Annotated in this window: 21 protein-coding genes and 1 pseudogene; 8 read left to right on the forward strand and 14 right to left on the reverse strand. The window is 65.7% G+C overall.

What is annotated here, in order from left to right; all coding sequences use genetic code 11:
- Positions 1-210: 210 nt before the first annotated feature.
- Entirely contained in the window at positions 211-2553 is a 2343-nt protein-coding gene (locus FZ046_RS10655; RefSeq protein ID WP_149484245.1) for a helicase-related protein, read from the reverse strand.
- 154 nt (positions 2554-2707) lie between these two features.
- Between FZ046_RS10655 and FZ046_RS27390 the strand changes: the two genes are divergently transcribed.
- Positions 2708-3634 carry a hypothetical protein gene (locus tag FZ046_RS27390; RefSeq protein ID WP_170292422.1) on the forward strand — a complete coding sequence of 309 codons (927 nt, stop codon included), beginning with the start codon at positions 2708-2710 and terminating at the stop codon, positions 3632-3634.
- Entirely contained in the window at positions 3631-6732 is a 3102-nt protein-coding gene (locus tag FZ046_RS10665) for an ATP-binding protein (RefSeq protein ID WP_083297955.1), read from the forward strand. Before FZ046_RS27390 ends, FZ046_RS10665 begins: the two co-directional genes overlap by 4 nt.
- Before the next feature lie 183 nt (positions 6733-6915).
- Here FZ046_RS10665 and FZ046_RS10670 read toward each other — a convergent pair whose 3' ends face one another.
- Positions 6916-7149 (reverse strand): hypothetical protein, encoded by a 234-nt coding sequence (locus tag FZ046_RS10670; RefSeq protein ID WP_070351280.1) that lies wholly within the window; start codon positions 7147-7149, stop codon positions 6916-6918.
- A 77-nt stretch (positions 7150-7226) separates the two neighbouring features.
- On the opposite strand from FZ046_RS10670, the pseudogene FZ046_RS10675 reads away from it, so the two are divergent.
- Positions 7227-8448 (forward strand): annotated as a pseudogene (locus tag FZ046_RS10675) (DUF222 domain-containing protein); the annotation flags it as partial.
- A gap of 51 nt (positions 8449-8499) precedes the next feature.
- On the opposite strand, the gene FZ046_RS10680 reads toward FZ046_RS10675, so the two are convergent.
- Positions 8500-10104 carry an MFS transporter gene (locus FZ046_RS10680; RefSeq protein ID WP_070351282.1) on the reverse strand — a complete coding sequence of 535 codons (1605 nt, stop codon included), beginning with the start codon at positions 10102-10104 and terminating at the stop codon, positions 8500-8502.
- A gap of 266 nt (positions 10105-10370) precedes the next feature.
- Complete coding sequence (locus tag FZ046_RS10685) at positions 10371-11732, reverse strand: acetamidase/formamidase family protein (RefSeq protein WP_070351283.1); 1362 nt, start codon at positions 11730-11732, stop codon at positions 10371-10373.
- A gap of 202 nt (positions 11733-11934) precedes the next feature.
- Between FZ046_RS10685 and FZ046_RS10690 the strand changes: the two genes are divergently transcribed.
- Positions 11935-12546 (forward strand): dihydrofolate reductase family protein, encoded by a 612-nt coding sequence (locus tag FZ046_RS10690; protein ID WP_070351284.1) that lies wholly within the window; start codon positions 11935-11937, stop codon positions 12544-12546.
- Between the two features lie 8 nt (positions 12547-12554).
- Here the strand turns inward: FZ046_RS10690 and FZ046_RS10695 are convergent, their stop codons facing one another.
- The 3 genes from FZ046_RS10695 to FZ046_RS10705 all read right to left on the reverse strand — a co-directional run bounded on the left by FZ046_RS10695 (position 12555) and on the right by FZ046_RS10705 (position 14982).
- Positions 12555-13265 carry a PH domain-containing protein gene (locus FZ046_RS10695; RefSeq protein WP_125939651.1) on the reverse strand — a complete coding sequence of 237 codons (711 nt, stop codon included), beginning with the start codon at positions 13263-13265 and terminating at the stop codon, positions 12555-12557.
- A gap of 59 nt (positions 13266-13324) precedes the next feature.
- Positions 13325-14566, reverse strand: coding sequence for a hypothetical protein (locus FZ046_RS10700; protein ID WP_083297956.1), 1242 nt, complete (start codon positions 14564-14566; stop codon positions 13325-13327).
- A 131-nt stretch (positions 14567-14697) separates the two neighbouring features.
- Entirely contained in the window at positions 14698-14982 is a 285-nt protein-coding gene (locus FZ046_RS10705) for a type VII secretion target (RefSeq protein ID WP_083297957.1), read from the reverse strand.
- Between the two features lie 436 nt (positions 14983-15418).
- On the opposite strand from FZ046_RS10705, the gene FZ046_RS10710 reads away from it, so the two are divergent.
- The 3 genes from FZ046_RS10710 (at position 15419) to FZ046_RS10720 (ending at position 16796) form a co-directional block, all read left to right on the forward strand.
- Positions 15419-15925, forward strand: a complete 507-nt coding sequence (locus FZ046_RS10710) for an Imm61 family immunity protein (protein WP_170292423.1) — start codon at positions 15419-15421, stop codon at positions 15923-15925.
- Positions 15922-16185, forward strand: a complete 264-nt coding sequence (locus tag FZ046_RS10715) for a hypothetical protein (protein WP_083297959.1) — start codon at positions 15922-15924, stop codon at positions 16183-16185. Before FZ046_RS10710 ends, FZ046_RS10715 begins: the two co-directional genes overlap by 4 nt.
- A gap of 122 nt (positions 16186-16307) precedes the next feature.
- Positions 16308-16796 carry an Imm61 family immunity protein gene (locus FZ046_RS10720; protein ID WP_125939652.1) on the forward strand — a complete coding sequence of 163 codons (489 nt, stop codon included), beginning with the start codon at positions 16308-16310 and terminating at the stop codon, positions 16794-16796.
- Between the two features lie 16 nt (positions 16797-16812).
- Here FZ046_RS10720 and FZ046_RS10725 read toward each other — a convergent pair whose 3' ends face one another.
- Genes FZ046_RS10725 through FZ046_RS10750 form a run of 6 tightly spaced genes read right to left on the reverse strand, consistent with a single transcriptional unit; the run spans position 16813 to position 21616 of the window.
- Positions 16813-17397, reverse strand: coding sequence for a TetR/AcrR family transcriptional regulator (locus FZ046_RS10725; RefSeq protein WP_070351286.1), 585 nt, complete (start codon positions 17395-17397; stop codon positions 16813-16815).
- 6 nt (positions 17398-17403) lie between these two features.
- Positions 17404-18357: a C-terminal binding protein gene (locus FZ046_RS10730; RefSeq protein WP_070351287.1), complete on the reverse strand. Its 954-nt coding sequence runs from the start codon at positions 18355-18357 to the stop codon at positions 17404-17406.
- Positions 18354-19106, reverse strand: coding sequence for an HpcH/HpaI aldolase family protein (locus FZ046_RS10735; protein ID WP_070351288.1), 753 nt, complete (start codon positions 19104-19106; stop codon positions 18354-18356). The genes FZ046_RS10730 and FZ046_RS10735 overlap by 4 nt, the downstream gene beginning before the upstream one ends.
- Positions 19103-20149, reverse strand: coding sequence for a phosphotriesterase family protein (locus tag FZ046_RS10740; protein ID WP_070351289.1), 1047 nt, complete (start codon positions 20147-20149; stop codon positions 19103-19105). Before FZ046_RS10740 ends, FZ046_RS10735 begins: the two co-directional genes overlap by 4 nt.
- A gap of 1 nt (position 20150) precedes the next feature.
- Complete coding sequence (locus FZ046_RS10745) at positions 20151-20342, reverse strand: ferredoxin (protein ID WP_070351290.1); 192 nt, start codon at positions 20340-20342, stop codon at positions 20151-20153.
- Positions 20339-21616, reverse strand: a complete 1278-nt coding sequence (locus FZ046_RS10750; RefSeq protein WP_070351291.1) for a cytochrome P450 — start codon at positions 21614-21616, stop codon at positions 20339-20341. The genes FZ046_RS10745 and FZ046_RS10750 overlap by 4 nt, the downstream gene beginning before the upstream one ends.
- Positions 21617-21799: 183 nt before the next feature.
- Here FZ046_RS10750 and FZ046_RS10755 point away from each other — a divergent pair, with 183 nt between their 5' ends.
- Positions 21800-23449: an ATP-binding domain-containing protein gene (locus FZ046_RS10755; RefSeq protein ID WP_070351292.1), complete on the forward strand. Its 1650-nt coding sequence runs from the start codon at positions 21800-21802 to the stop codon at positions 23447-23449.
- 18 nt (positions 23450-23467) lie between these two features.
- Here FZ046_RS10755 and FZ046_RS10760 read toward each other — a convergent pair whose 3' ends face one another.
- Positions 23468-23890 carry a hypothetical protein gene (locus FZ046_RS10760; RefSeq protein ID WP_125939653.1) on the reverse strand — a complete coding sequence of 141 codons (423 nt, stop codon included), beginning with the start codon at positions 23888-23890 and terminating at the stop codon, positions 23468-23470.
- Positions 23891-24114: the final 224 nt, after the last annotated feature.

Consider the following 24114-nt stretch of genomic DNA (forward strand, 5'->3'; position numbering starts at 1 on the left):
AAGCGTGTAACCGAAGCGCTGCGCGATTGTGGCCCCAGTCGCGTCCTGCACCTCATTGAGCACCCCGACCAATAACAGCGTTTCCTGTAGACCGTCTGCCTCGAGAACCGTTCCGTGCTCGAGAACGTCGCGCAGTCGATCGACAGTGAGTCGCAGTACTGCATCGTGGAGTGCGTGGCCGGGTGCCAACAGCTCGGCGCGGTCGTCACCCTAACGGTCGAGCTTCGCTAAGTCGAACGTTACCCGGTGATATCGGCGTGCGATCGGGTTTCTGGTCGACTCTCGCACTCGTGGTGGGACATGGGTGATCTCGAAGCGGTCGTTCTCTCGGGGTTCGATTCGACCGCCGAGTTGACGAAAGGCCTCTGTGAACGCGTCGCGGATGAAGTGCGGCTGCAAGCGTCGTGCACGAGCATCTTCCATCTCTTCGCGCAGCTTCTCGAGGTCGTGTTGGGGCAACATGTCGTGAGCCAGTGCGTCGGTCATGAGTTCTTTAAGGCCATCGACCACTCCGGCATCGATGGTCTCTTGCATACGCAGACGGACGTCGTCCTGTTCGCCGTAACGAATGGCATCACGAAGCAAGTCGGCAAGCTTCACGTTGCCCATCGAAGTCCCAAGTACATCGAAGACTTTGCCGCCGTACGCGGCTCGTTGCTCCTGTACCTTGTCGAGGAGGCGTCGAAACACTTCGCCCTCGCGTGTATCGCGTGCGACCATGTTCCACAATTCGCAAACGTCCGTCTGGCCGATGCGGTGGATACGGCCGAAGCGCTGCTCGATGCGATTCGGGTTCCACGGCAAATCATAGTTGACCATCAGATGGGCAGCCTGCAGGTTAAGTCCCTCTCCTGCAGCGTCAGTGGCGACCAGTATCTTTGTCGCCGGGTTGTGCGTGAACTCCTCCGTCACGCGCCGGCGATCTTGGCGGTTGACACCTCCGTGGATGACCACAACTGCGTCCGGACGGCCGACCAAACTGGCTATACGTCCTTCGAGATAGTCGAGCGTGTCGCGGTGCTCGGTGAAGACGATGAGCTTGTGCCGGGTGTCGTCTCCCTTCGCAAGTATCTCACTCTCCAGAACCGCTCGGAGTTGTACCCATTTACTGTCCTGCTGACTGAGCAGCACGCCCTCGGCGATGCGAGCGAGGTCTCGCAAGTCGGCGACTTCAGTTTCGAGTTCGGCTGCCGTGCGCGCTGCGCTGGCGCCGTCGAGGACTGTTTCCTCCATACTTTCGAGTTCTTCGGCGTCGTAGTCGTCCGGATCGATCTCGTCGCCGACATCGCCGATGAGGGTGTCCACCGACGCCCGCGCCATGCGTCCTGCCAGGATGTCGTCGCGGGTCTGCTGAAGTCGGTCTGCGCGTCGTCGCAGCGACTGGAAGATAGCGGCTGGGCTGGAGGCGAGCCGTCGTTGCAGAACGGTCAACGCGAAACCCAGAGTGAGCTTGCGTTTGCCCTCCAGGCGGTCAGCGAGATTCATTCCCTCACGCACGTATTCGCTGACTCGGTCGTAAAGGTGCATCTCGGACGGGGACAGCGCAAAGTCGACCGTTGTTGCGTGGCGCTCCGGGAAGAGCTTCTTTCCCTCGAAGGTTAGGAGATCCTCCTTGACCATCCGGCGCATGAAACCCTCTGCCGTATCGGCTTGGGCATGGCGTGGTCCACGCCCCGCGAATCGATCCTCGTCAAGGAGCGAGAGAAACGTCTGGAAATCCTCTTCTTTTCCATTGTGCGGAGTCGCGGTCATCAAGAGGAAATGGCGTGCACGCTCAGAGAGCACTCGGCCGAGTTGAAAACGTTTCGATTCCTTGAGTTCGCCGTTGAACCACTGGGCGCTCATCCGGTGAGCCTCGTCGATAACCACAAGATCGAACTCTGCTTCGTCTAACCGCGCGACGAGGTGCCCATTCCGCGCGAGTTGATCCATCCGTGCGATCAGCAGCCGCTTCGAATCGAAGACGTTCGCGCCTAAAACGACCTCCGACGAGCCGGGGGCCAGGATCTCGAAGTCCATTCCGAACTTCAGCCGCAGCTCGTCTTGCCACTGTTCCACAAGGCTCCCCGGCGCGACAATCAGGCATCGCTTGACGTCTTCACGCAGGATCAGCTCCTTGATGTACAAGCCCGCCATGATCGTCTTCCCGGCACCCGGGTCATCGGCTAGCAGGAAACGCAATGGAGTGCGGGGAAGCAGCTCACCGTAGACAGCGCGGATTTGATGGGGGAGCGGTTCAACGTCGCTTGTGGACACCGCGAGCATCGGGTCTGAGCGTCCCGCTAACCGGATGCGCTGAGCCTCGGCAGCCAGCCGAAACTCCTGCGGATCGGCGTCGAACGGACGGCCGCTGGGATGGTACACGTCGAGACCGATGCTGTCGGAGCGATAGAACACTCGCTCCTGAATCGAACCGTCGGGTGTACGGTAGATGATCTGCTTCGCGTCCTGCTCCGACGGGATGACTGCGATTATTTCGACGGGCGTGCCAGGAATGATCCCTGAAATTTGCATGCCATCGGCGATTGCGTCGAAAACTTCCCCTGCAGACATACATAATTCCTAGCAGGGATTGAGTTGGTGTTTGCCCACTCACACGATTGGGGGGACCTGCGTGCCGTCGCTGCTTGCGCTAACGGGCTTGAATATTGACCGTCCATATCCAGAACTGGGGGCGGGTGCTGCAGACCGGAGACGCTCCGTAGCGATGACCCTCCTGCTGGGTGCGATCAGCCAAGCGAAAGCGACCAACGCCAATGCGCTGGTGATTGTGGGTGGGCTGTTCGATGAACATTGCGCCAGCCCGTTGTCGCTGGTTACCACTTCGCAGATCCTGGACGCCTACCTCGGAGCGGTTCTTATCGCCCCGGGTGCGGATGCGGAGGGAATGTATGCGTCGACAAGCTGGGGGTCGCGGACCTTCGTGTGGTCGGCTAGAGACTTCACGGGAGCGCCAGGCCCCTTCAGCGTCGTCCATGGACGTACCGCAGAACGTGGATGGCACACGCCGCTGCCAGCGCTTTCAGACAATGACGAAGTCAAAATCCTTTTGGACGTGAACCTCGACCTTGAGACGAGCGCGGACTGGACTGGCGGATCCGGCAAGCGTCATGTCATCACCACGGGCACGGTAGAAGCGGCCCTAGACGGCGTCACGGTCCTGACTCCGGTCAACCCCGACATCGGGGCGAGCTGGGGGCGCGCAGCGTTGTTGACCTACGACGAGTCCGAAGTGGTGGGTGTGGACTGGTTACCTCTATCGGACAAACCGCCTGCTGAAACGGTGGAGGTTGACGTGTCAGACCTCCGGACCACGGACCAACTCTTGGCAGCGGTCGACCGCGCCATTGCAGTGGCTCCCGAGTGGTCAGTGATCAGATTGGCGGGCGAATTGTCACAGGGCGTCATGCTGCCGACAACCGCGGAACATGTGCCCCCGCGGGCCGATGTCGCTATCCACACCGACGATGTGCATTTCGGCTTCGCGGCGCCGGACAAGAGCGACCACACCGCGCTCGCCGAGTTCGTGCGCTCTTTGAGTGACGCAGACGTGGCCCCACGGACACGCCACCAAGCGATCGCGCTCGGTATCGCTGCGCTCGACCCGACCTACGCGCTGGTGAACGAATCATGAGGCTCGAAAGTGTCAGCGGCACAGCCTTTGGTGCGTTGCGGGGACAGCGGCTCCAGTTCGACCCCGGGATGACGGTTGTTCACGGACCCAACGAAGCGGGCAAGTCGACGTGGTTCGCCGCGTTGTACGCCGGGCTGGTCGGGCGCAAGGCCTCGCGTGGCCGTCAGTCAGCCCCGCAGAGGGAATTCCGGCGGCGGCACAAGCCGTGGACGGGCTCGGCCTGGAAGGTAGAGCTGACACTTGCGCTCGATTCCGGACGCCGGCTCAAACTCAAGCAGAACCTCATGGACGGATCTGTGGAAGTCACCGACGCTTCGACCGACGAGTACATCAGCATCGCCGCCCTCGAGGCTGAGACTGGGATGTCCCTGGACGGGGACGGGTCTTTTGACGGAGCTTGCCTGGTGGGCCTCGACCGAGACTCGGTGAGGTCCACGCTCTTCGTCGGGCAGGCGGACATACTCGCAGTACTCCGTAATGCGGACGAGCTGCAAAGTCACTTGCAGCGGGCCGCAGCGTCCACACACGTCGACACGACAGCAGAACAAGCGCTGCAACGGATCAAGGAGCAGCGGAGTACGAGGGTCGGGTCGCCGCACATCGGCAATCGACCGCTGCGGGCACTGACCGCTGCGGTGAAAGAAGCCGGCCGCGAGGCCGACGACGCTTTGGAAATCCGGCATCGGTTATTGACCGAACAAGCGACACTGATCGCGAGAGTTGCCGAAGCAACGCGAGCCGGTTCCAGGCTCGCAGAGCTTGAAGCTGTTGCAGTGTGGGTTGAGATCGATCAACTCGCCAACCGTGCTTCAGCGGCCCGGGAGCTGCAGAAGAAGCTGGCAGCAGAACATGTGGCCATGCCTGCGAATGAAGCATCAACTCGGCAGGTGGCTGGGATCATTGAACGGTTCATTAATCGCGGCGAGCGTCCTGTAGCACCGACAGGACCCACTGCGGCTGAGCTGCAGGCCGAGATAGATGGACTTCCAGCATTTCCCAATGGGCCTCGTGAACCGGAGCCCGATGTGCTGCAGCTGGAGCGCGAGTTGATGACGGCTGTGACGACGCTCGAAACGCTGCACGCAGAGCCGGTGCCACGGCCGGACGCAGTAGCGATTGACGCCACACCAGACGAACTTCGCAGCATTGCCGACCGCCTTGGCGGCGAGCCACCGATGTTGCGTGACGGGGTGCGTGAAGAAATCGCGTCTTTGCGTGCGGATCTCGAGGCTGCACGAGTTCGCCATAAACGAGAAATCGCCGAGTATAAGGCGGTTGCCTCGCGTTATAGAGATGCCCAGGAACTTTATATTCAGCATCTGCGAAGCTTTGAAAGTGCGCGTACGCAGTTCGACGCGGCCGAAGCGGAATTTCAGGCCCAGCTTGAGGCGCACAACGCCGCACGACGCCGCCGAGATTCTGCTCGGGCCGACCATGAGCGTGTCGTCAACGATGCTCGGGCCAATGCTGGTCGCCAACAATCCGTGGGCGGATTCACGATTGGTCTCGGGGCACTTCTCGGTGTCGCTGCGGTACTGATCGGGATTCTCGGGCCGGTTGCCGTTGCGGTGGTGCTCGGGGTCGTGGCGGTTCCGCTGATTGTTGGGGGCGTGGTCGTGTTGACTCGTCGATCTGCAGCTCGGGTAGTCCCAGAGTTTCGTGAAGAACCACTGCCCGAGGTTCGCGATCGCCCACAACCTCCCGTCCCCCCGCAACCGCCGGCGCCGCTCACGCTGACGCACCCGGGTGAACAGCCGGCGCCCAGTGCCGAACTGATTGAACTGGAACGGGAGATGGCCTCCTGGCGAGCGCGCAGCGAGCAGCACTCCGAGAGAGTCGCTTCCGCATTGGCGACTGCCAATCATCTCAAGATTGGTGTCGATCCGGCGCAGTTGCGGATCCTCGCACGAACCATCGAAGACCACGGTGCTGCTACTGCACGTTATGCGCAGTACGTGAGTCGACTCAAGGCTGGCGACGAGTCTGTCCGTGCCGCAATTGATGCTGTACTTGAAAGACTGAGCAGCCCATCGGCGGCAGCATCGAACGAAGAACTTATCGAAGAGGTGTCCTCGGCCCTGCGTAACTACAAGCAGGCATGTCAGTTCCGTGATGGACAAGCCCGGGCAGCAGAACGCAAGCCCGACCTTCTTCTTGCACTCGATCAGCGCAATCAACGTGACGTCGAATATCAGACTGCACTGACGGCTTACGAAGCTGTGGCAGCAGATCTGGTGAGCGCCGCATCGAAGTTGGGACGTGAGGATCTGAGTGAAGATGAAGCACTTAAGGCACTCGATGACTGGCTCAGTGTGCAACGTGATCTGGCAGAGGCGCAGGCCAACGCGAATCTCGATGTCGGGAAGCTGGAACAACTGCTTGCGGGCGCAACCGTCGAAGAATTAGAGGCTGAGGCCGAAGCGCGACGCCAGACGGCTCCGGGCCGCCCGATCCATGTCGACTCCGATGACTTGGCACAGCTTGAGATCGCGCGTTATGCGAAATCAACTGCAGACGGCAACGTTCAAGAAACGCGTCGCGCCATTAAAGACCTCCAGGAGATCGCGAAGCCGATCGCCGCGGCGGTCGAGCACGAAACCCGGCTGGCTCAGCGGCTAGAAGATGTGCAACAGCTCGACCGCTACCTCGCTTTGGCCGAGGAGCATCTGCAGGTGGCGAAGGAGCGTGCACACGCGGACATTGCGCCCGCGCTCGCGGACACAATGAGGCCATGGGTGCCGAGGGTGACCGCTGGACGGTACCTCGACCTGATTGTGGAACCAGAAGATCTGCAGCTGTTCGCATTTGATGCCAACGGCCGCAAGGTCGAAGCAGACATCCTGTCGCACGGGACCACCGAACAGCTGTTTTTGCTTCTCCGGATAGCACTTGCAAAGCATCTGTCGAGAGCCGACGAGTCGGTCCCGCTGGTGTTGGACGACGTAACGGTGCAGGCTGACCCACAGCGCACTCTGGCGATCCTTGAACTACTGCTTGCACTCAGCGCTGAGCAACAGGTGGTGTTGTTCACCCAAGAGCCTGAAGTCGTTCAGTGGGCAACAGAAAAGCTCTCCCCGAATGGGGTTGTGGCGCTGTAATCAGCGTGGGCACCAATGTGTGGCACAAAGACACTCCCAACTGCTTTTGCAGCTCACTCGTCAGCGGCGTCAGCAGCCGGTACGTCACCACCATCGGTTCCGAGCCCTCCGAGCGGAGGGGAACCACCCGTCCCACGTACGTGAACGGATCCGCGCTGACTCGGCGCATCCCCATCTTCAGCGCTACACCGGTTTCCAAGGATTCCAGTATTTTGGGTTCTTCTTGCCCGTCGGCTTCGTCGAGAGCTGTGAACTCCACACGAAGACGTCAGGACCCTCGAAATGCTCCACGTACTGCGTCCGGTCCGCGCGCTTCTCAAGCGTCACGAACAGGATGGCGTGCTTCTCGAGCGACACGTGGCCTTGGCGCCAGTTGCCGGGGTTGGACACCTCGACGTATAACGGCGGCACGTCCATGCGCTTGATATGCTCGCCGATCCGATCAGCGAGCGGATTGATCGCTCGCTGATCCAGCGAGCTGCGAGAATGGTGTCATGAATACCGCCACAGCAGGATTGGCTCCCACGCCGGGCCCGAATGAGCGGATCGACGAGTGTTGAATCGGCTGGCGGAACTGACGGGGCAGCGCAATGCGATCGACGGGCGCATCGTGGACCTCGTCGCCGAAATCGACCGCGACGGCCTGTAGGCGCTACCGGTGCCCGCTCGGTGGAGGCACTAGTGGCTTGGCGCACCGGGGTCTCGCCGCGCACTGCCGACACCATCGTCGCCGTCGCCGGCCGCAGCGAGCAGTTCCTGCGCTGCACGGCAGGCCTGCGTGAGGGCAGCGTCGCCCTGGATCAGGTCGGCGTGATCGCCGATTGGGCCGTCGACGGCTCCGACGACCACTACGCCGACTTGGTGAAGGTGGCCACAGTCACCGAAGGCCGAGCCGAAGCTGTCGATTACCAAGAAGGACGACGGGGAGTGCACGACGTGGCGGATCACGCTGCCACGGGTGGAGGCGGCGAAGTTCGACGCGGCGTTAACGTCGCATCAGGACAAAGTGGTCGCCGAGTGGAAACGCGACCACGGCGATCAGGCCGACGGTGACGAGCGGACCGCTGGGCCCACCCCGATGGTCATGGTGTCTAGACCCCACCGTTTCCGAATGCGGCCGACGGGTTCATGAGCCTGGTGAAGCCGCTTGGGACAGCGACGTGGCACGACGGCCGCACGGGCAGCACACCACGGTGGTGGTGCACGTCGACGTCGACAAGCCCGCCGCCCTCAACCTGGGGCCGGTGCTCACCGAAGCAGATCGCTGATATCTGCTCTGCGATGCCACGTGTGAGGTGTGGTTCGAACGCCAGGCCGGCCTATCGGAGCGGGGCGCAGCACCCGCCAGATCAGTCGCCGATTGCGTCGGGCGCTTCGAGCATCGGGACCGCTGTTGCGTGGTCCCCGGGTGCGAGGCGACCCGTAGGCTGCATGCGCACCACATTCGGCACTGGGAGGACGGCGGGGCCACCGAACTGAACAAACTGGTCTTGTTTGTGTCTCTATCACCATCGGTTGCATCATCGCGGCGGCATCACCATCACGGGACCAGCGGACAGGCTCATCATCGCCGACGCGGCGGGGCGACGACTGCACGGTGGGTCACAAGCCCGGCCATTCACCAAACGGCCACCCAAGGTCCGGCCGTGCACTGGGCCGCTGGGCGAACGCGCCCAGTGGTGGTACGCGCCTTTCGAACCGAAAATCCCCACCGCCGTCGACCAACTGACGTCACAACGCCGGGACAGCCGGCTTGCCCCGGGTGAACTAGCGCGCGTCGTGCACTGCCAAGTAATGCTCCGACACCGCGTCCCCGTCGGTGTACTTCTCGACCGTCTCTTCGATGATCCGGTCCTGCCCAGTGAGGCGGGTGTAGTGCTGGTGCATGTGCTCGCCCCAGGACCGCACGACGAACGTCTCGATGAAGGTGTGTTCGTGTTCGACGCTGCGAAAGAGTCGCCACTGTGAGGCGCCGGTGCGTTGGCGGGACCGGCCGAGCACGGCCATCGCCGCCAGGAACGGCTCCTCGTTCTCGGTGGTGACGCGGTAGGACGTCAGCACCAGCACGGGGCCGTCGAGCGGTTCGGGCTCGAAGACCAGCGTCGGCTCCGGCCAGTGCGAGGACGGCGTCAGGTCCAGGTTGCTGGTGTTGGCGTGCAGCGGCCACCACAGCGCCGACAGCGCACACACGACGAGCAGTCCGGCGCTGACCAGCAGGCTCGTCGACGTCGTCGTCGCGCCGGCGACCACGCCCCACAGCACTGACCCGAGCGCCTGGCCGCCCATGAAGATCAGCTGGTACACCGACAGCCCGCGGGCGCGCACCCACGCCGGCAGGCTCAGCTGCATCGACGCGTTGAGCGTCGACAGCGACAGCAGCCACGATGCCCCGCCAATCACCAGCGCCACCATGACGACGCCGAAGATCGGCACCACGGCCAGCACCACCGTCGCGACGGCGAACCCCACGGCGCCGACGGTCAGCAGGACGTTCTGCCCGAACCGGGCGCGCAGCCGCCCGAGAAGGAACGCCCCGGACACCGCGCCAACGCCGAGCGCCCCGAGCAGCAGGCCGTATCCCGCCGACGACAACCCGAGGTGGTTCGCCGCGACCACGGCGAGCAGACCCCACAGTGCACTGGCCGGCGCGATGAACAGCGCCGCCCGCAGGAGGATGCGCCGCACGATCGGCGAGCTACGGATGAACCGTCCGCCGGCGCTCAGCGCCTCGAGTGCACGCTCGGGCGGGTAGTCGCTGGTGGTGGCCGGCCGGCGCCAGGAGACCAGGACGAAGACGATCCCGACGAACGACACCGCGTTGAGCGCGAACACCAGCGTGGGCCCCGACAGGGACACCAGCACCCCGGCGATCGCCGGGCCGATCGCCCGGGCGCCGTTCATGCTCATGCTGCCCAACGCGGCCGCGGCCGGGATCTGGTGCGCCGGGACGAGGTCGGGTTGGATCGCCTGCCATGCCGGCGCGGTCAACGCCTGCCCGCAGCCGATGAGGAACAGCAGCATCAACAACACGGCCGGGGTCGTCAGCCCGAAGCCGGTCAGCGTGGCGAGCAGTCCCACGCCTGCGGCCATCGCACCCTGGGTGGCGATCAGCAGCCGGCGGCGGTCAATGAGGTCCGCCAGCACACCCGACGGCAGCGCCAGCAGCATCACCGGCAGGGTGGTGGCGGTCTGCACCAGCGGCACCAGCACCGCCGCCCGCGGATCGCCGACGAGCATCCACTGCGCGCCGACGGTCTGCATCCACGTGCCGAGGTTGGACACCAGCTGCGCGATCCACAGCGCGCGGTAGATCGGCGAGCGCAGCGGTGCCCACGTCGAGGTGGACCGCGATGCGTCGCTCGTCGTCGTCATCCGCCGCTCCCGTGTGTGGCCGTCTGGTCACTGTAGGGCCGTGACCGCATCTTGCGTCTGACCGTTCGACGCGGCCTGAAACGTCGGGGCGGCGTCGTGAAGCCGGGCACGGTGGGCTGATGGCCCACGGCCCGTGCCGACGGTCACCTCGACGAGCGCCGAGCAGTGCATGCAGGAAGGGCGTCATCGGCGACAACGGTCCCCGGCCTGACGGCCGGCCGCGATTCGGTCGCCGGATGGGTGCTCGCCGCGCGGCTGCGACAGCCCTAGGAGAAGTGGTCCTTCGAGATCTGGGCGTGCACGCCGACGGTCTTGTCGACCACCTGGCTGATGGTGAAGTTCGCGGCCGCGGAGAGATAGGCATAGGCGGTGGCGCGGTCCATGCCGCGGTCGTCTTCGAGGAAGTTCAGGGCATTGACGACGGCGCGTCGCATCGCGGCGTTCAGGTCGCTGCCCTGACCGTTGACTGCTCCGTCGGGATCCGACAGGCCAATCGGTATCCATGAGTCCTGGTCCTCGGCGAACGGATACATGAAGGCAACCGACGGTGCGTCGCCGCTGCCCTTCTTGCAGACCGTCAACCGGAACGTGCCGCGCAACGACCCTTCCATGGCCGTGAGCGCGACCTCGCCGTCGCCCATCGCCATGTGCGGATCGCCGACGTAGAACAATGCGCCATGTGCGAACACCGGCAGGTAGAGCGTCGACCCCGGCCCGAGCAGGCCGATGTCGATGTTGCCTCCGCCCAAGGTGGGCGGGATCGAGTTGGCGTTGGGTGACGTCAGGCCGGGCGCGCTCGCGTACGCCACGCCCATCATTCCCATGAACGGCCGCAGCGGAAATTGAACGGCCGCGTTGCCGAATGGCATGACACCGTGTCCATCCTCGACGGCGGTGAAGACGGAGACGTTGCCGTACCGGGCCGGGTCCTTGGTGGCTCGGCCGTCCGTCGCTCGCGGCGGCATCACTTCGTCCAGACCGATCCCCGCCGGCGGTTCGCCCTGGGCGGTCACTCCGAGCGCACCCTTGCCGTGGCGGCTGGACACCACGCCGTAGGGGACGCGCGGGGTGGCTTCGAGCGTCTCGATCTTCAGGACGTCGCCGGGTCGGGCTCCTTCGACGAAGATTGGTCCGGTGACGATGTGCGGTCCGTCCACGTCGAAATTGCGTGACGTGCGGTCGTATCCCGAGGCGATGTCCACCGCGTCCTGCAACACGTCCGATTCGGGGACGCCGTGAGAGCCGAAGTACTCCCGGGGGTTTCGCCCCTGGTCCTCGAGGATTCCCTCGTGGGACACCGCGTCGATGGTGACGGTCTGCCCCGAGGTCATCTGCAACACCGACTGCGATTCGACCGTCGGTACGTAGCCCCACAGCACCTTGTCGGGCTCGGAACTCAGATAGTGATCCCCGGACCTTTCGCCGGTGCCCGGCTGAAGGATCGGTCCGGCGCCCGGAGTGGGAGTGCCTGACGACGACGTGGCCCCGCCGCCACCTCCCGCGGACGAGCACGCCGCGGTCCCGGCGATTCCGAGGCCGACCACTCCCGCCACTGCCTGAGCGAACCCCCTGCGTCCGATGCCGCGGGCAAGGGTCGAAGCGGCATGTTCGGCCAGCGGTTGTGACATGGTGCTCCTTGTGCGTTCAGAGATGAGACGTTGCGCCAACCCCAACGGGATTGCCGGAACGCGTTTCTGAAAGATTGCTGTGACGTAAAGCTTGCCGAAGGGAGGCGCGGCCCGACGTCTTGGAGCACTAGGGGGACGATGAGTTCTGCGCACCGCGCGGGTCTGCCTTGAGTCATCACCCGCGTCTGCGAACGGAGCCCGCGTGCCACGCACCAACCTCTCGATGTCGATCTCGGCCGACGGCTACGTCGCCGGCCCGAACCAGAGCGAGGAAGACCCGCTCGGCGTCGGCGGACAGCTGCTGCACGGCTGGCACATGGGCCCGGCCGCACATTACCCGGTGAATCGACAGGTGGTCGCCGAGATGCTCGACGGTATCGGCGCCACGATCATGGGTCGCAACATGTTCGGGCCGGTGCGTGGTGATTGGGGTGACTCGGACTGGGCCGGCTGGTGGGGTGACGAACCGCCTTACCAATGCCCGGTTTTCGTCCTGACCCACTACGCCCACGACCCCATCGCGCTCGAGGGGACGACGTTTCACTTCGTCACCGACGGCATCGAGGCGGCCTACGCGCGCGCCGTCGAGGCGGCAGGCGATCGACCGATCAGCATCGCCGGCGGCGCGTCCTGCGCCCGCCAGGCCATCCGGGCCGGCCTGGTGGACGAGATCGACCTGCAGGTGAACCCGGTCATCCTCGGGTCGGGGGAGCGGCTGTTCGACGGCTTCGACGCGGGCACCCCGCAACTCGATCTCGAACGCGTCCTCGAGGCGCCGGGCGTGGCGCATCTGCGCTACCGCGTGCTGCGCTGAGGCCTACGTCAGACCGGCTTGAAGTCGCCCTCGCGCAGACGCTCGAGCGCCCGCCCATCAACGAGTTCGCCTCGGTCGGCGGGATGCCGCCAGTAGTGACGGGCCAACCAGTAGACCGCTGCACCGCCGGAGCCATACCGGTCGGCATTCGACACGACGATCGGCTTTCCGTTCCGGACCGTGAACACGACGGGATTTCGCACGCGTCGGCCAGCCTCGTCGGTGACGCTTTCCACCTCGGACCAGGACGCCGTCCGGGTGCGGAGGATGTCGACGTGCGTGATGCCGTCGACGTCGATACGCAGACGCCCCGGTTCCCGCGTTCGAAGAAGGGCGATCAACCCCCCGGCGGACAGCACGAGCAACGCTGCCATGAGGAAGCGGGCGACGCCGCCGTTTCCGGCTGCGGCCAGAGGCAATCGACCGCTATCACCCCACCATGACAGAACGAGGTAGCACGCGGATCCGACCAGGCCGCCGAGCAGGGCGACGCCGTAGCACCATGCGATCGACGGATTGACGCGAAGCGTCGTTCCGCCGTCGTCCCACCGGGTGTCTCGATCGCTGGTGACGAAGAGTGTGCAGGCGAGGGCACACACCATCGCACTGAAGAACACCGTCAGTCCGGCAGTTGCGATGGCCGCGAGCGGCGAGCTTCGCTGGATGGCCACCACCATTTGGGTTGCGCTGTAGACGGCTCCGCCGACGATGACCAACAAGCCGAACGCCGCGGGCGCGGGGAAGCCGGACGTCCAGTGAGACGGTGCCGGCGAGTTCGTTACGCGCCGCACAGCACCGCACCCACCTTCGTGCCCACCGACTTCATCCACTCACCGGCGGCGTATCCGCCACCGACGGCCAACACCGGTACTGCGCCCGGAACGGGAACGAAACCGCCGACGAAGGCACCGCCCGCTCCGCCGGCAGCATTGCCAACGAGACCGAAGCTTCCCGCGAATACCGATACGCACTTGTCCGCTGGTGTGGGAGCGGCGAGGAAGTCGTACATCGACGACATGACCCCCAGTGCAGGGCCCGCGTATTTGGCGCCGACCCCAACCTTCTCTACGGCGTCCATCGACAGCATGGGTATCTTGCCGCCGTCACTGATGTGGCTTTCCAGTCCTGTCATGACATCGCCGATCCGATCTGGCACCGTCGTGACGAGGAGCGGGCTGTCGGGCGGGAGGACGCCGTAGTGGCCGTCATGAAGCGTGAAACTGCCTGTTCGGACGCCCTCTGGCGATTCGTCGACGACGTACTGTGTGCCGTCTGCCCAGTTCATGAAAGTCTTCTTCCAGCCGCCCGACTTGCTAATCGAATCGGTCCAGGAAATGAGGGCGCCCTTGGCGTCGAAATGTTCCTCGGTGACGGTCGTGTCGAATACGCGGTTGTGTGGATCGGGTGCGCGCTCAGTGATGACGTGCTTGCTCCCGTCCTGCATGATCAGCGTCTTCTCGAAGTGGCCTTCTTCATCGAGGCGTGAGCTGGTTTCCCGCACCGTCGTCGCCATGTCCTCGCCGCGAACCGTAGCCTGCTGCATCAGGCCCAGAGGACTGCGCGGATCGGGTACGTCGTCGGCCGGGCGCGATCCACCGGGCACCATGATGCCGGCCAAGCCGCCTTGAGGTGGCGGCAAGATCCCGCTGCGTCGTGCGGCGGCGATGATTTCGTCCGCCGTGTCGCTGTCCGCGCGTTCCACCGCTTCCAGCAGGCCGTTGACTGCGGTCTGCTCCGCCGCCACCAGTCTCATCAACTCGGCGATCTGCTCGGCGGATTGCGATCCTGCCTTGATCAACACGACCCACCCTTCCGAGACGCTGAGTGGCCCGCGATCGATCTGGTCGGCCTTATCGAGAAGCGCAGTCCGGGCCGCACCTATCCGGTCCGCGCCAACGTGGAGCGCACTTGCGAGAGCGGCCATGTCATCGCCGAAAGCGAGCGCCGCCTGGTGAGCCCGGTCGAACATGTCGACGGCGGCCTTGTGAGCTGGGCCATCCCACGCCCTCGTCTCGGGCATGATTCTCGCTTGAACGCTGATGCGGTCGACTGCGCGAGTAACTCCTCGTCCCGCAGAGTTGACACTCTGCCCTGTATAGGTCATCGAGTCGGGGTGCCACGACTCGAGGCGGGAGCGGCTCGGAAACATGCTCAGAAGATGTTCTTCAGGCTCAAGGCCAATTCCGAATCGGTGACTTCGTAGGCATTGCTTGCACCGCGAACCGCCGCGCCGATTCTCACGACGTTCGAAGAAAGGGCTTGTGCGTGTTCTGCGACGTGGGCGCCGACGAGGCGCGCCGCCCACTGCGTGGTGGAGCCGGGGAGACCGTCAGCCGAGACCGACGCTTTATCGCCCGCATCTGCTTCGACAATCATCGATGATGCAACGTCGGTCTGGGTGGCGAGAGCGCGCAGTAGTTCTGGGTCGACCAACATGACTACTGAGTTTAAGTCGGGTTAACGGTGGCGGGTGACACCAATTCATTGTGGTTTCAAAGCGTCCGCCCTCGGTGTGGACGAGCCGCGAGGCAGATTCCCCACCAGCGGCCCTCGCCGCAACAAACCCATCGACCGCGCCATGGTCGCGTGCATGCGCGCCCCGTCCCGGACGTGCGCGTGCGCTGGCACGGCCATCGCGAAAACGCCGTATTACGCCTGCTCGATACTAAAGCGTTGGCGACGCTGACCCGCAACGACGCGCAAGATCCGTCGCAGTCGCGACCGCAGCGGACAGCTATTAGCGAGGCTTACCCAAGCTTGGTCGTTCTCAGTTGGCATTCGGCGTGCGACTGATGACGAGGGAATTTGCGAACGTCCAGCGGAAGCACTCCTGCGAGGATCTACTGAAGAATAGGACCTTAGAATCATGGCCGTGAGCCTTGGGCCAGATGTGATTGCGTGGGCTCGCCGCGCCAATTACTCACTGACGCAGCATGGTGACGGTGAGACGCTCGAGTTGTGGTCCGATCCCGGCGGGGAGCAACGCTTCTACGTCCGGCAACAGGAGGGCGGATGGTGGGCATTGTCGTCGACGGACCGTGGCTCCGCCGAGCGGCTCGAGCTGACTGGATCGAGCTTGATGGTCGTAGAGAAGTACTTGCTCGCCCTATTGGGCGACGCGATTCGCGAACGCGAAGGCCTTCGCGATCTTTGGATTCCAAATGGAATCGACTCGCTACCAAATGGCTACTCGGTGGATGATCCCGACGTCGATGGGTTCCGAAGGTTGAAGGAGCGGTCTTCCGTCGTCGCAAATGCCCGAGGAAGACTCATCGGAAAGTCCACGCTGGTGAAGACGGCGCACCTGCTGGCGCTACCCGTCCGAACCATTCAAGATTCGTACGTGGCCGAGGATGGCGCTTTCCTCGGTGCCCGATGAAGATGAATCTGACGGAACTCGCGAAGGCCCTTGAACTCATCAACATGCCATCTCGCGTGGTGGCCTTGGGAGGGCAGGCCAAGAACTGTTGGTGCATTCAACAAGAAGACGGCGGGACGTGGGAGGTCTTCTGGATGGAGCGCGGGAACGAGCTCAACCTCGTTCGCCTCGACGCCGAGTCCGATGCCTGCTTTCAGCTATTGGGGCGGCTTGCGTACACCCAGCTCGCGACCAAGGCCATCGGACGGTTGGAAAACTGAGCACATATCTCGCCCGGGGCATCAGGAATAATGGGGTATTGACTCGAGGGTCGGCCGGGTACTGAGGACCGGAGTGCGCGTTGTACATCGACCGTTTGGCTGCCCATGTGCGAGGAGGCAGCATGAGCAGTGCCAGCTTTGACCATCTCGTCGAACAGTGGGCCAAGTGGTCTACCTTGGCGGGGCTAGGCGACGTTTCTGTCGAGAGGCATGGATTCCCTTCCCGCGTCACGTTCCGATCCTCGGCGGCGGGGACGTTTGCAGTGCGTGCGGATGGCGATGGGTGGTCGGTCGACGAGTCCGATGACCGAGGTCACCGATATCTCGCTCAAATGCGATGTTCAACAATCGACTTGGCGACGAAGTACCTCATCTGGACTTGGGCGGCGACGGCAAGGTCAGTCGTCGGCGCACCTCAGCTCGGCAGGCGATACCAGATGCTCGGTCCGAACGCTGGTGTCAACGTCAGCGAGGGTGGCCATCCCAACGTGGTCAAGCTGACGACGTTCGATGGTTGGGCCCTCATGCCGGCCTCGAAGTCCGTCGTCCTGAGTCACGTCCTGGCCCTCTCGTTCGAGGAGCTCGACGACGTGCTCAGCGCGGGGCTATGAGGAATCGACCGGCAGCCTAATCACCGCTACCCGCCCCTCGCCGCAACAACCCCATCGACCGGCCCATGGTCCCGCGCGTCCGGGTCTCGTCCCCGACGTGCACGTGCTCGAGGACGGCCATCGCGAAGACGCCGTAATACGCCTGCTCCAGCGCGACGGCGTCGGACGCGTCGGCCAGCGACCCGTCATCCAAGGCTCCCCTCAGGATCCGCCGCAGCCGCGACCGCAGCTCGACCACTTCCGGGAAGCGCGTCGTCGGATACCGCAGCAGCAGACCGTAATACGCGCCGATGTTGTCGACGTCGGCGAAGAACATCGTCAGGCAGTCGTCATAGAACGCCTCGACGCGACGCAGCGGCGGCTCGCCCTCGGACGCCGCCAGGAAGGCGTCCCACCGCGCGGCCAGCCGCTCGCCGAACACCTGTAGCAGCAGCTCGTCCTTGTTCGACGCGTACAGGAAGATCGTGCCGAGCGCGACGCCCGCCCGCTCGGCCACCTGCCGCAGCGTCACCGCGGAGAAGCCATGCGCCTCGACCAGCTCCCACGTCGCGGCGAACACCGCCTCCCGCCGACGCAGGCTCTCCTCCTTGCGGACGGCCACCGTCGGCTACACCCGGTTGACCGGATACCGCGGCGCCTCGCCGCGCAGCACGCGCGCCACCTCAGCGAAGCTCTTCACCATCGTCTCGCCAAGCGACTCCTTGCTCCAGTGCGCGGCGTGCGGCGAGAGCAAGATCCCGTCGACCCCGAACAGCGGGCTGTCAGCGGGCAGCGGCTCGGTCTCGAACGTGTCGAGCGCCGCACCGCCGAGGTGCTTCGACGCGACCGCCTCGGCCAGCGCCGCCTCGTCGATCAGCCCGCCCCGCGACACGTTCACCACGAACGCGCCGCGCTTCATCCGACCGAGCGCTGCCGCGTCGAGCAGGTGGCGCGTGCCGTCAGTGAGCGGAACATGCAGCGAAACAACGTCAGCCGCCGCGATCACCTCGTCGGCGTCGGCCAGCGTGACATCCAGCGCTGCGGCGTCCTCGGCGGAGACCGCCGGGTCGTACGCGACCACGTTGAACCCGATCGCCCGCGCGGCGACCGCCACCCGTCGTCCGATTCGGCCTAGTCCGATTAGCCCGACCGTCTGCACGTCGGGTCGGTGCAGTGACATGCCGAGCCTGCCGTCGCCGAACCGGCCCGCACGCACACCGGCGTCCCACGCGACGAGTCGGCGAGTCAGCGCCATGATGAACGCCATCGCGTGCGCGGCAACCTCGTGAAAGTTCGCGTCCGGAACGTTCGTCACCTGGATGCCGGCTGCAGTGGCCGCCTCGACGTCGACCATGTCGACGCCGATGCCGCAGCGGTGAATGACCTTGCAGCGGCTCAATTCGGCGATGAGCGGCGCGCGGATCGGTTCGACGGCGACGATGAGCGCGTCTGCGTCGCGTGCGGCGTCCAGCAGCGATTCGGCCGATCCGTCGGTGACGTTGACGATGTCGGCGATCTCGCGCAGCGGAGCGGTGACCGCGTCCGGCGGCGTCATCGTCGGACTGGTGATGAGCGCCTTCACTTCTCGGCCTCCGCGGTGAGTTCGTCGGTGAGCGTGCGGGCGGCCTTCGCGCCGGCGGCGAGCCACTGCCCGTCGGAGCCATAGACCTGCAGTCGGACCCCGGCGCGGGTCATCGCACGGGCGTGGTCGGGGGTGAAGACGGCACCGGACAGGATCTTGTCGTGCGCGCGTGCCGCGGCGGCGATGGTGTCGACCGCGGCGAGCGTGGCATCCGCGCCGATGCCCTTGAGCACCTTGCCGTCGGGGACGGCGCCGATGCCAAGTGCCAGGTCGATGGGTCCGATGAACAGCCCGTCGACGCCCGGGGTGGCGGCGATGGCGTCGACGTCCGCCAAGCCTCTTGCGGTCTCGATCATGACGAGCAGCAGGGGTCCGTCGCCGGGTGTGATGCCGGCGCCGGGGGAGGGCCGGATAGGCCCGTAGGAGCGCTCGCCGTGCGGCGGGTACAGCATCGCCGACGCGGCCGTTGCGGCTTCGGCCGCGGTGTTGACCATCGGGACGATGACGCCGGCCGCGCCTAGGTCGAGCGCACGCATGATCTGCCACGGCTCGTTGGCGGGCACCCGGATGAGCACGGGCATGCCGTGCAGAGCGGCGGCGCGCAGCATCGGCAGCACGGTGCCGAGGTCGGCGGTCCCGTGCTGGCAGTCGATGACGAGGTGGTCGAGGTCGAGCTTCGCCAGCGCCTCGACGGCGTGCGGGTCGCTGAACGTGACCCACGGCCCGGTGGTGACGGCGCGTTCAGTCAACGCCCGCCGAACGGGTGACTTCGGCTGCGAGAGTTCGGGATCGGTGATGGTCGGTCTCCTGAATAGAGGCGGGCGAGCAGGCGGGCCGGATTGTCGACGAGGATGCGGCGCAGGTCGGTATCGGAGACGCCGGCGTCGCGCAGCATGGGGACGACGCGGGTGGGGACGAAGGTGGGGTCCCAGTCGGGGAAGTCGGCGGTGTAACCGTCGTCGAGCCAGTCGGTGTGCAGCATGGCGTCGTGGGAGACGACGATCCGGTCGCCGTAGCCCTGGCGGCACAGGTCGGCGATGACGTCGACGCGCTGCTGCGTCGTCGCGGCGCCGGGGAGGTCGTAGCCGAAGCGGTCCGACGCCATCGTGGCGCCGGTGTCCATGAGGGCTTTGAGGTAGTCGGTGTCGGTGGTATCGCCGCTGTGACCGATGATGACGCGGGTCAGGTCGACGCCCTCCGCGGCGAAGAGGTCGAGCTGTTCGAGCCCACCGCGGGTGTGTGGGTCGGAGTGGGTGGTGATCGGGACGCCGGTGTCGCGGGCGGTGATCGCCGCGGCGCGCAGCAGTCCCTTTGAGCCGCGCGTCAGACCGTCGGAACCCGTCACGCACTTGATGATTCCGGCGTGGACGCCGGTGTCGCCGATGCCGTCGACGATGTCGGCGGTGAAGACGTCGACGAAGAAGTTGCCGCCGCGCTGCCGGGCGAGCGCCTGGCGGATCTCGAAGGTCTTCGACGGCAAGTCTTCGGTGTAGAAGCCGGTGGCGACGACGATGTTGAGGTCGACGCGCGCGTTGATCTCCATGAGGGTGGGGACGTCGCGGTCGTGGCCGAAGACGGTGACTTCGACGATCGTGTCGATGCCGGCGTCCTTGACGCGCTGCAACCGGGCGACGGCATCGTCGATCGCCGCTTGCTTGCCGTGGGGGAACGCGATCTCGGGCCGGTCGTTGGCGAGCGCCGCGGACACCGCGATCACGTGTTCGTGCATCAGCGTGCGGCCGAGGTCGGCGGTGGACCGCTGGCCCCGGACGGTGCTAACCGCTCCCGTCACGTCAGTCCTGCAGTTCGAGTGCGCGTTTGGGACAGTTGCGGACGGCCGCCTCGACCGGCTCGCGCTGGTCCTCGGACGGTTCTTCCTGCAGGACCAGGAGGTTGTCGTCATCGTCGAGGTCGAAAACGTCCGGGGCGTCGGCGACGCAGATGCCGTTGCCTTCGCACAGATGCCAGTGGACCTTGACCTTCACGGTGCTCCTTCGGTCGGCGCGCTGGAGGCTGGTGCGCGCAGCGAGTGGATGCGGACGGGCAGGTAGTCCCAGCCCTTTTGGAAGCTAGAGGCGCTGCGGACGGCGGCGGCGTCGTCGAAGTCGAATTCGTTGACGGCGGAGAGGAACTCCTGCAGGATGACGCGGCCCTCGAGCTTGGCGAGGTGCATCCCCATGCAGAAGTGACCGCCATGGCCGAAGGACAGCGTGCGCTTCATCGGGCGGTCCCAGCGGAAGGTGTCCGGGTCGTCGAATTCGCGAGGATCACGTTGGGCGGATTGGATGAGGAAGATGATCCGCTGGCCGGGCGTCAGGTGCTCGCCGAGGATGTCGACCGGCGCCGTGACGGTGCGCGAGAACCATTGCGCGGGTCCGCAGTAGCGGGCCATTTCGTCGAACGCCTTGGGAGTGGTGGCGGCGAGATCAGCGCGGACCGCGGCGAGCTGGTCGGGGTTCTTGGTGAGTTCCCACAAGCCGTGCGAGGTCACCTTGGGGACGGTCTCGACGCCGCCGATGAGCGGCACCAGGAGCTGGGCGGCGACCTCGCGGTCGGTGAGTGAGCGTCCTTCGAAGACCGCAATGATGGCGCCGTCGACGAACGGGTGGCTGCCGTCGGCGCCGGCATCGCGGCGGGTGGTGACGGCGAGGTGCGCGGCGCGGTTGATCCGCTTGAGGCCGTCGAGCGGGTTCAGGCCGAGCGCCTCGTTGCCGATGGCGGCGGAGGATTCGTTGATGGCGTCGCGGAGGTCGGCGGCCATGTCGAGCGGCAGGCCGGCGAGGTGGCACATGGTGCGGGCGGTCCACAGCCCGAAGAGCGCGGGCAGGTTGAACTCGCCCTGGGCGAGCGCGGCGGGCAGGTCGGCGCGGACCATGTCGCGGAACCAGTCCTCGAGCCGTGCCACGGGTCGGGGCCGGAACGGGTGGTTGACGAAGCCGCGCAGCTGACCCTGGTGGGGCTGGTCGATGCGGGTGAAGCCGCCGACGGGGTCGAGCGGCAGGGGCGGCACGGGCCCGTCGTTGCGGGCGAGCATCTCGGCGCGCGTGGGGACGGTGCCCTCGCGGCCCTCGAATGGCAGGTCGGGGTCGCCGAGCATGTCGTAGACGTCCTGGAAGCGGGAGACGACCCACATGTCGTAGTCCGGTACGTAATAGAGCGGGTGCTCGTCGCGCAGCCACGCGTAGTACGGGTACGGGTCCTCGAGGCATTCGGCGGAGAACGGGTCGTACTGCGTGATCACCGCATCGCCTGCCCGCATCGACCGCCGCCTCCGTTTCACTGAACGTGTTCAGTGAGTGTGCGCGGGCGAGTGGCGTGGCGTCAACCCTCGGCCGAGCCGCGAGTCGGCCTCGATCGGCCCCGATTCGTCGGATAGGCGCGCTAACGTCCTTGCCGAGTCAACTTCACCGGGGGAGAAGATGCTGACGATCGTGGGGCGCGCGTGACCATCACCGTGACGGAGACACCGCGTCTCAACAGCTCGGAGCGCAGCACGTGGCAGGCGCTCGTCGACCAGCTCGAGCCCAACGACCTCCTCGTTCCCGGCCAGCGCGTGACCGACCACCTGAAGGACCACGAGGTGGACTTCGTCGTCGGCATCGAGGGCGCTGGCATCATTTGCCTCGAGGTGAAGGGCGGCGAGGTCTGGCACGACGGCGAGGGCTGGTGGCAGAAGCGCGGCGGCCGCGACAAGAAGATCGAGCCGGTCCGCCAGGCGCGCGAGGCCTGCTACGCGCTGCGCGACTACGTCGAGAAGGACCCGCGCTGGACGCAGCGTCGCCAGCGCTGGGACCACGTCGTCGTCCTGCCGCACACCGAACTGCCCGCTGACTTCGACCTGCCGGACGCGCCGCGCTGGAAGGTCATCGACCGCACCGACCTGCCCAACCTCGTCGACCGCCTGCGCGAGATCCTCGTGCGGCAGGAGCAAGACCGCCCGCTGCTCGCACGTGAAGGCGTGGAGCAGCTCGCAACGGCGTTGAGTGGCAGGGGACTACCGCAGCGCGACGTCGTCGCCCGCGCGCTGGCGAATAACGACGCCGCCGACGCATTGACCGAGCACCAGGCCGTCATCCTCGATGCCATCCGGTTGCTCAACCGCGTCGAGGTACGCGGGGGTGCGGGGTCTGGAAAGACGTTCCTCGCGATGGAACAGGCCCGTCGGCTGGCCGTTCGCGGGCAGCGGGTGGCGCTGGTCTGCTATTCACACGGGCTAGCGTCCTACCTCGAGCGGATCACCGCGGCCTGGCCGCGCACCCACCAACCGGCATACGTCGGCGAGTTCCACGACCTCGGCAAGACGTGGGGCGCGCCCGCGGGCCCGGACGAGGCGCTGCGCACCGATGAGACGGTGCAGTTCTGGGAGCACGACCTGCCGCTGCAGATGGCCGACCTCGCCGCGCAGCTGCCGCCAGGGCAGCGCTTCGACTCGATCGTGGTCGACGAGGCGCAGGACTTCGCCGACGCGTGGTGGGATCCGCTGCTTGCCGCGCTGAAGGACTCCGTCGACGGCGGTCTGTTCGTCTTCAGCGACGAGGGCCAGCGGGTGTTCAACCGCCATGGCTCGCCACCGGTTCCGTTGGTGCCGCTGATCCTCGACCACAACGTGCGCAACACCCGGCAGATCGCCAATGCGTTCCAGCCGTTGGTCGACCATCCGATGCGCTTCCTCGGCGGCGAAGGCCCTGCGGTCACCTTCGTGGCGTGTAGCCGCGAAGATGCGATGGACGCCGGCGACGACGAGGTCGAGTCGCTGCTCGACCAGGGCTGGCGCCGCGAGGACGTCGCGCTGCTGACGACCGGCAGCCGCCACCCCGAGCAGACCGAACGCCAGCGCGACGGGCACAAGGCCTACTGGGACACGTTCTGGGACGCCGAGCAGGTGTTCTACGGCCACGTGCTCGGCTTCAAGGGCCTCGAGCGGCGCGCCGTCGTCCTGGTGGTCAACGACGCGGCGAAGTTCGAGCGGGCCCGCGAGCGGCTGTACGTCGGATTGTCCCGCGCGCGAGATCAACTCGTCGTCTGCGGGGATCCGGACTTCATCCGCGAGGTCGGCGGGCCTGATCTCGCGCGGCGGCTGGGCATCGTCTGACAGCCGGCGTCGCGACCCTCAGCGCCGCGGACTCAACCTCCGCAGCGCCGACACCTCAGACTCCAACTCCGCAAGCTCCCCACCGAGCCCGGTGACCGCCTCCTGCCGGGACGGGTCCGTCCCGGCGCCGATGGCGATGAGCCGGCTGTCGAGTTCGGCGATCCGGTTCTCGGCGGCAACCTTTCGCTCGAGTGCGGCGTCGTCGGTCAGCGGCAGGACCATCACCGCGCGCGCCAGATCGACGAGGCGGCGGTGCATGCGCGCTTCCGGCGTCTCCTCGTGCGCCCACTCGATCGGCGCACCGGTCGGCATGCCCGGCAGCACCTCCAGCTGCGCGGCGAGCTGAGTCTTGCTCCGCCGGGCGAGCACCACGACCAGCAGCACGCCGACCACGATCAGCACCAGGACGGCCAGCAGCACGCTCATCGTCAGAAGGGACACGCGCAGAGCATATGTGGCGCGCCCGGGCGGCTGGCGGACGGCGGGACCGACGTGGATGTGCCCACCTCTGAGCGACACGTCGCGACAGGGCCGTGGATTGTCGCGAGTTGTCGCTCAGAGGCGGGCAATCCGATTTGACTCTCCTGGCGGCGGCTCACCCCCAAGGCCGGCGAACCCCCACGCCGAACACGCCCCAGGAACGCCACTGTTCACCCTGCCGTCAC

Origin of the sequence: Mycolicibacterium grossiae, from assembly GCF_008329645.1 — a bacterium.
GTDB lineage: Bacteria > Actinomycetota > Actinomycetes > Mycobacteriales > Mycobacteriaceae > Mycobacterium > Mycobacterium grossiae.

Excerpts from the sequence above, each read along its gene's own strand:
- FZ046_RS10700 (WP_083297956.1), bottom strand. The coding sequence starts at position 14,566 with ATGCCCGAGACGAGGGCGTGGGATGGCCCAGCTCACAAGGCCGCCGTC.
- FZ046_RS10750 (WP_070351291.1), bottom strand. The coding sequence starts at position 21,616 with ATGCGGGCAGGCGATGCGGTGATCACGCAGTACGACCCGTTCTCCGCC.
- FZ046_RS27390 (WP_170292422.1), top strand. The coding sequence starts at position 2,708 with ATGACCCTCCTGCTGGGTGCGATCAGCCAAGCGAAAGCGACCAACGCC.
- FZ046_RS10705 (WP_083297957.1), bottom strand. The coding sequence starts at position 14,982 with ATGTTGGTCGACCCAGAACTACTGCGCGCTCTCGCCACCCAGACCGAC.
- FZ046_RS10665 (WP_083297955.1), top strand. The coding sequence starts at position 3,631 with ATGAGGCTCGAAAGTGTCAGCGGCACAGCCTTTGGTGCGTTGCGGGGA.
- FZ046_RS10670 (WP_070351280.1), bottom strand. The coding sequence starts at position 7,149 with ATGGACGTGCCGCCGTTATACGTCGAGGTGTCCAACCCCGGCAACTGG.
- FZ046_RS10655 (WP_149484245.1), bottom strand. The coding sequence starts at position 2,553 with ATGTCTGCAGGGGAAGTTTTCGACGCAATCGCCGATGGCATGCAAATT.
- FZ046_RS10685 (WP_070351283.1), bottom strand. The coding sequence starts at position 11,732 with ATGTCACAACCGCTGGCCGAACATGCCGCTTCGACCCTTGCCCGCGGC.
- FZ046_RS10680 (WP_070351282.1), bottom strand. The coding sequence starts at position 10,104 with ATGACGACGACGAGCGACGCATCGCGGTCCACCTCGACGTGGGCACCG.
- FZ046_RS10715 (WP_083297959.1), top strand. The coding sequence starts at position 15,922 with ATGAAGATGAATCTGACGGAACTCGCGAAGGCCCTTGAACTCATCAAC.
- FZ046_RS10720 (WP_125939652.1), top strand. The coding sequence starts at position 16,308 with ATGAGCAGTGCCAGCTTTGACCATCTCGTCGAACAGTGGGCCAAGTGG.